General features: G+C 67.6%; 5 protein-coding genes. 3 read left to right on the top strand and 2 right to left on the bottom strand.

Translation table 11 applies throughout. The features are described from left to right. The first annotated feature begins 161 nt into the window (after positions 1-161). Complete coding sequence (locus QN345_RS03085; protein WP_323504668.1) at positions 162-2,681, top strand: putative bifunctional diguanylate cyclase/phosphodiesterase; 2,520 nt, start codon at positions 162-164, stop codon at positions 2,679-2,681. Positions 2,682-2,718: 37 nt separating this feature from the next. Here QN345_RS03085 and QN345_RS03080 read toward each other — a convergent pair whose 3' ends face one another. Further along, positions 2,719-3,708 carry an aldo/keto reductase gene (locus QN345_RS03080; RefSeq protein WP_322188807.1) on the bottom strand — a complete coding sequence of 330 codons (990 nt, stop codon included), beginning with the start codon at positions 3,706-3,708 and terminating at the stop codon, positions 2,719-2,721. Between the two features lie 186 nt (positions 3,709-3,894). Here QN345_RS03080 and QN345_RS03075 point away from each other — a divergent pair, with 186 nt between their 5' ends. Next, positions 3,895-5,016 carry a hypothetical protein gene (locus tag QN345_RS03075; protein ID WP_134558329.1) on the top strand — a complete coding sequence of 374 codons (1,122 nt, stop codon included), beginning with the start codon at positions 3,895-3,897 and terminating at the stop codon, positions 5,014-5,016. 70 nt (positions 5,017-5,086) lie between these two features. Further along, entirely contained in the window at positions 5,087-5,728 is a 642-nt protein-coding gene (locus QN345_RS03070) for an NADPH-dependent F420 reductase (protein ID WP_134449138.1), read from the top strand. A gap of 71 nt (positions 5,729-5,799) precedes the next feature. Here QN345_RS03070 and QN345_RS03065 read toward each other — a convergent pair whose 3' ends face one another. After that, a complete protein-coding gene (locus QN345_RS03065) occupies positions 5,800-6,816 on the bottom strand; it encodes an aldo/keto reductase (protein ID WP_134449139.1) in 1,017 nt (338 codons plus the stop codon). Positions 6,817-6,841: the final 25 nt, after the last annotated feature.

Genomic DNA, 6,841 nt, shown 5'->3' with positions numbered 1-6,841 from the left:
TTCCTCGCGAAAGCGGGTGAGCCGTCGTTCTGAGCGCGGCAGAACGACGATTCACCCGCTCTCGCGGAGGCGAACCGGACTGCGTGCACGGCACCGCATCGGAAGCCAGTACTGTTCAAGTGTCGACCGGCACCAATGCCCGGCAGTTGGGGGGAGCGGTGGTGCGCGTCAGCCGTGACAGTCGGGTCGTTTCCGCCCTCGTCGCCCTGGTGACCCTCTTCTCCCTGGTCCGGTGGTACATGCTCGACCTGTCGGCCGGCGCAGCGTTGCCACACGACGTCATGAAGCCGACAACGATCGTTGGGCTCCTCGTTCTCGCGGTCGCCCTCGCCCTCGCCGACCGCCCGGCGGTCGCGACAGCGCTGGGCGCCGCCGCGACCGTCATCGGCGGACTGACCCTCGCCGAATACGTCTCGGGCGTTGGCCTGGGCGTCGACGTTCTCCTGCCGGGGCTCCGCCTCGGTGGCTCGCCACCAAGAATGGCGATCGGGACCGCACTCTCCCTCGTGCTCCTCGGACTCGCCTTCTGCCTCCGTGGCGTGGCGGGTGCCGCCGTCACCGCCGGCTTCGCCGTTCTCACCCTGTTGCTGGTGCTCCTGACGATCCTCAGCGCCGCTTACGGAGTATCGGCCGTGAGTGACCCCGGCCGGCCGCTGAACATCTCCACGCTCACCGTTCTCTGCGTGGGCGCGATCGCCGCGGCCATCCTGTACGAACGACCGGATATCGGGCTGGTCGGCCTGGTCCGCGACCGCCGGAGTGCGGGCCGGCTACTCCGAAGCGGTCTCCCCATTATCATTCTCGGTCCGTTCTTTCTTGGTTGGCTGCGCCTCTGGGCCCAGCGAGAAGGCTGGTTCGACGCCGAATTGGGCAACGCGCTGCTCGTCTCGTCCACCATCGGGCTCGTCCTCGGCGTCGCCTGGATCGCGGCCGGACGGCTCCGCGCGCTCGACATCCAACGGGACGGCGCTTTCGACGCCCTGGCCGTGGCCAATGCAACCCTGGAGAGCGCGGTGCACGACCGTACCCGCGAACTGGCCAGGACCGCCGAGCGACTGCACGCGCTCATCCGCATCGCGCCCGTCGGCATCGTGCAATTCGACGCCGGCGGCGGCGTCGTCACAACCAACGAGCAGTGGATGCGAATGACCGGACTGAGCGTCGAGGCGTCGCGGGGAGATGGCTGGGGCCGGAACATCCACGCCGACGACGCGGAGCGGGTGATCGACGCGTGGAGGACGACCGTCGCATCCGGTGCCGCCTTTGAATCGACGTTCCGGTTCCAGACCCTGACCGGTGAGGCGAAATGGGTGCAGGCGAGCGCCACCCGGATTCTCGACACGACCGGCGTCACCGGCTACCTGTTGAGCGTCACCGACGTCACGGCCGTGCGAGCGGCGGAGGCGCGTGTGGAGCACCTCGCCTTCCACGACCCCCTGACGGACCTGCCCAACCGCCTGCTCCTGCTCGACCGGCTCGACCAGGCACTCCTCTTCGCCGCCAGGGCGCACCGTGGAGTCGGCCTGCTCTTCATCGACCTCGACCGCTTCAAGGTCGTCAACGACAGCCTCGGCCACCACGCCGGCGACGCGGTCCTCGCCCAGATCGCGGTCCGGCTGCGCGCGGCGGTCCGGGCCTCTGACACGGTCGCCCGGATCGGCGGCGATGAATTCGTCGTGCTCTGTCCCGACATCGGCACGGGCGCGGAGGCACGCCGGATCGCAAAGGCGGTGCAAGCCGCGGTGTCCCTGCCCATTGAGATCGGCGACCAGACCGCAATGGTCGACACGAGCATCGGCATCGCCGTCAGCACGGGTACCGAGGACGCCGAGACGCTGCTCCGGCAGGCCGACCAGGCGATGTACCTGGCGAAGGACCAGGGTCGCGCCCGGTACGAGGTGTTCAACGACGACCTGCGCGGGCGCATCCGCCGGCGGGTCGACACGGAGATCGGGCTTCGCACTGCTGTCGGACGCAGTGAGATCGAGACCTGGTACCAGCCGATCGTCGACCTGCAGAACCCGCGGGTCGCGGCGGCCGAGGCCCTGGCGCGCTGGCGGCGACCGGAAATCGGCATTGTCGCGCCGGGCGATTTCATCGCGATCGCCGAGGAGACCGGGCTGATCAGGGACATCGGCCGCGCGGTGCTTCGGCAGGCGTGTTCTGCGGCCACTTCGCTCGATGCCGATCAAGCCGTCAGCGTCAATGTCTCCGCGCGGCAGTTCGTGCGCTCGGACTTCGGCACCGTCGTTCGCCGCGCCCTCCTCGAGACCGGGCTGGCGCCCGGCCAGCTCTGGCTAGAACTCACCGAGAGCGCCGTTATCGACGTCATGGATTCGGCGACCCGCACGTTCGACGAACTGCGCGATCTCGGCGTCCGCCTTGCGATCGACGACTTCGGAACCGGCTATTCCTCGTTCGCCCAGCTCCGTTCGCTGGAGGTCGATCTACTCAAGATCGACATGACCTTCATCGACAACCTTGTCTCCTCTGACCGCGACCAGGCGATCGTACGGGGAATCCTGCACCTGGCCGATTCCCTCGGACTCGACGTCGTCGCCGAGGGAATCGAGACCAGCGAACAGCTTGAGCTCCTCCGAGATATGGGCTGCCGCTACGGTCAGGGTTATCTCTTCGCGCGCCCGCAGCCGGACATTTCGGTCGCGGTCCTCGTCCACTGAGACGACCGAAGGACGGTGCCAGCGCCCGCGGGTGAGCTCAGTAGCGCTGGGGGGCCGGCGGTTCGTTGCCGAGGATCTCCTCGATCGCTGCGACCACTTCGGCGGTCAGAGCGGCCTTCGAGTCCAGGGCCGCGAGGTTGTCGGCCAGTTGTTCCTTCTTACTCGCCCCCAGGATCACCGTCGACACCCGCGGGTTGCGCAGGCACCAGAGCAGCGCCAGGTGCGTCAAGGGCAGCCCGGCATCCGAGGCGACGGTCGCCAGTCTGCGGACCTTCTCGAGCTTGGCCTTCCCGGCTTCGGATTCCCACTCCGCCCTGAGCCACTCGTAGCCCGGGAGGTTCATCCGGCTGTCCGAGGGAACCCCGTCGTTGTACTTGCCGGTGAGGACCCCGGAGGCCAGCGGCGACCAGATGGTCGTGCCGAGGCCGAAGGTGTCGTACAACGGCAGGAACTCGCTCTCCACCTTCTGGCGCGTGAACATGTTGTACTGCGGCTGTTCCATGGTCGGCGGCGTGATGTGCAGGGCCCGGGCGACGGCGTGGGCCTCGGTGATCTGCTGCGCACTCCACTCCGACGTTCCCCAGTACAGCACCTTGCCTTGCATGATGAGGTTGTGCATCGCCCAGACCGTCTCTTCGATCGGCGTATCGATGTCGGGACGGTGGCAGAAGTAGAGGTCGAGGTAGTCCACCCGCAGGCGCTTCAGCGCGGCATGGCAGGCTTCGGTCACGTGCTTGCGCGACAAGCCCCGCTGCGTGGGCTTCGATCCGCCCCAGAAGACCTTCGACGACACGGCGTAGGAATCACGGTCCCAGCCGAGCTTCTCCAGCGCGGCCCCCATCAGGGCCTCCGATGCACCTGCTTCATAGCCTTCGGCGTTGTCGAAGAAGTTGATCCCCGAGTCATAGGCGAGCGTCATCAACGCCAGCGCGTCGTCCTCGCGCACCTGCTTGCCGAACGTCACCCACGACCCGAGGGACACCTCGCTGACCTGCAGCCCGGACTTGCCCAAACGGCGATACTCCATGTTCAATCCCTCTCAGTCGCGACCGGCCCGAACCAGACATCCTGGCGATCGGACCTCACTGGAACACTACGGCCCGCAGCTGCACGGATGCGCCGCGCGGCCCTCCGGAGCCGGGGCTACACTGTCGTCGTCGCGGGGGACGCACGAGAAACCAGACAACGACTCTCCGGAAGGTACGGGCCAGACATGCTGCACACCGACATCCCCAATCCAACGTCGATCCGGCAGCTGGCGGCCGTGCGGGAACCGTTCTGCGTCTCGATCTATCTGCCCACGAGTCCGGTTCCGACCGAATCCGAACCGTCCCGGATCGAGCTCCGCAACCAGGTTGCGGCCGCAGCCCGGCAGCTCACCGAGGCCGGGGCGGGCCGGGCCGCCGTCGAAGAGCTCGAGGACGCGATCGCGGACCTCATCCAGGACCGTCAGTTCTGGTCCTACCTGTCGCGGTCGCTCGCGATCTTCCACTACTCGGGCCACCTGCAGACGTTTCGGGTGCCCAACGTGCTCCCCTCCGTGCTCGAGGTGGCCGATCGCCTGTACATCAAGCCCCTGCTCCGGGCGATCACCTTCCCGCAAACGGCGTTCGTGCTCGCCGTGTCGCAGAATGCGGCCCGGCTGGTCGAGGTCTCGCCGGACGCGGGAGCATACGTCGTCGACGTGCCCGGCCTGCCTGCTGACGCGGCGAGCGCCGTCGGTCTTCCGTCGATCAGCGGCCGATCACCGTCCGGGCGCATCCAGGGCTCAGAGGGGCAGAAGGTGCGCCTCGCCCAGTATTCCCGATCGGTGGATGCCGCGATCAGGCCACTCGTGACGGGTTCGGGCCTGCCACTCATTCTGGCCACCGCGGAACCGTTGAACAGCATCTTCCGCGGGGTCAGCGGGTATCCGCTCCTCGCCGCCCCGACCATCGAAGGAAACCCCGACGAACGGACTCCCGAGGAGCTCGCGGCCGTCGCGCGTCCCGTCCTGGACCGGCTCTATGCCGCCCAGCTCGGTGAACTCTCCGATCTGATCGAGGCCCGTTTCAACGAGGGCCGCGGCGCCACCGACCTCAGCGATATCGCCCGTGCCGCCACCTACGGCGCCATCGACACCCTCGTTGTCGACATCGACCGGAAGATCCCGGGGTACGTCGACGAGGAATCCGGTGCGATCACCTTCGACGACGTCGACGACGCCCACAACTACGGCGTCGTGGACGAGATCGCCCGCCGGGCCCTGCTCTCGGGCGCGCGGGTGCTCGCGGTCCGCGCCGACGACGTTCCCGGCGGAGGGCCGGCCGCGGCCATCACCCGATTCGCCGTGTGAACGATTTCGCCAGGCGCGTACTTTTCGCTGATGCGGGAACATTTTCCGCCCGGACCTCGTTGTCGCGATCATGACAACTATCGGAATCATCGGAGCAGGAAACATCGGCAGCCAGGTCGCCCGCAAGGCGATCGAGAGCGGCTACGACGTCGTGATCAGCAACTCTCGCGGCCCGGAGACCCTCGCGGACCTCGTGGCCGAACTCGGCCCGAAGGCGACGGCCGGAACCGCCGTCCAGGCGGCAGAGGCCGCAGACGTCGCCGTCGTGACCGTGCCGCTCAAGGCATACGCGGACGTGCCCGTCGAGCCACTCGCCGGCAAGATCGTGATCGACACCAACAACTACTACTTCGAACGCGACGGCCACATCGACGCCCTCGACAAGGGCGAGGCGACCGTCACCGGCATGCTGCAGGCGCACCTGCCCACGTCCCGGGTCGCGAAGGGCTTCAACCACATCATGGCCGTCGACATCACCGGAGACGCGCACCCCGCCGGCGACCCGGCGCGGCGCGCGCTCGCGACCTCGTCTGACTTCGCGGATGCCTCCGACTTCGTCACGAAGCTGTATGACGAATTCGGCTTCGACACCGTGAACATCGGCCCGCTCTCCGAGAGCTGGCGAGTCGAGCGCGACCGCCCGGCCTACGTGATCCGCCAGAACACCGCCGAGCTCGAGGCCAACCTCGCGAAGGCCCCGCGCACGGTCTGACCTTCGCACGGTCTCATCGTCGGCCTCGCAGCATCCGCCCTACCGCGAGAGCGGAGACAGGACGGCGATCGTCAGCGGCGGCGCGCGGCCGGGGTGAGCTCGGTCGCTCCGTAGCTGTTGTCGTCGGGGTTCAAGGTGACGCCGGGGGCGACGAGAGCGTCGATCGCGTCGAGCACCTCGGTGGAAAGGATCACGTCCGCGGCGGGAAGCTGCGAAATGAGTTGCTCCATCGTGCGCGGGCCGATGATCGCCGAGGTGACTCCCGGGTGGTTGATCACGAATGCTATCGCCATCTGGATCAGTGTGAGACCGGCCTCGTCAGCGACCCGGGCGAGGGCGTCGACGACCTCGAGCTTCTGCTGGTTGGCGACGCTCGTCATATCGAAACGGGCGCTCGGGCGTGCCGCCGAGGTCGGGACGGGAGCGGCGTCCTTGCGCCACTTGCCGGAGAGCCACCCGCCGGCGAGTGGGCTGTACGTGAGGGTGCCCATGCCGTAGCGACGTGCCGTGGGAAGGACATCCTGCTCGATGCCGCGGACGAGGAGCGAATAGGGCGGCTGTTCGGTGACGAACCTGGCGAGGTTCCGGTCGCGTGCGGCCACCTGCGCCTCGACGATCTGGCTGCCGGAATACGACGACGAGCCGATATAACGGACCTTTCCCTGCCTGACCAGATCGGTCAGCGCGCCGAGCGTCTCTTCGACGTCCATCGCGGCGCTCGGGCGGTGCACCTGGTACAGGTCGAGGTAGTCGGTCCCGAGGCGGCGCAGTGAGCCTTCGACGGCCTGCATGATCCACTTCCGAGACCCGCCACTCTGGTTCGGGCCCTTCCCCATCGGCATGAAGAACTTGGTGGCGAGGACGACATCGTCACGACGTCCCGCGAGGGCCTTCCCGACGATCTCCTCTGATCCGCCTCCGGAGTAGACGTCGGCAGTGTCGACGAAGTTGATCCCGGCATCCAGGGCGTGGTGGATGACCCGGATCGAGTCGTCGACGTCCTGGTTGCCCCAGGCGCCGAACATCATCGTGCCGAGGCACAGGGGGCTCACTTCTACACCGGTGCGTCCCAAGAGGCGGTAGTCCATCTGGTTCTTCCTTTCGTTGGCGGGC

Source organism: Cryobacterium sp. 10I1, from assembly GCF_035019805.1.
GTDB lineage: Bacteria > Actinomycetota > Actinomycetes > Actinomycetales > Microbacteriaceae > Cryobacterium > Cryobacterium glucosi.
This window is presented reverse-complemented; position numbering and strand designations above follow the sequence as displayed.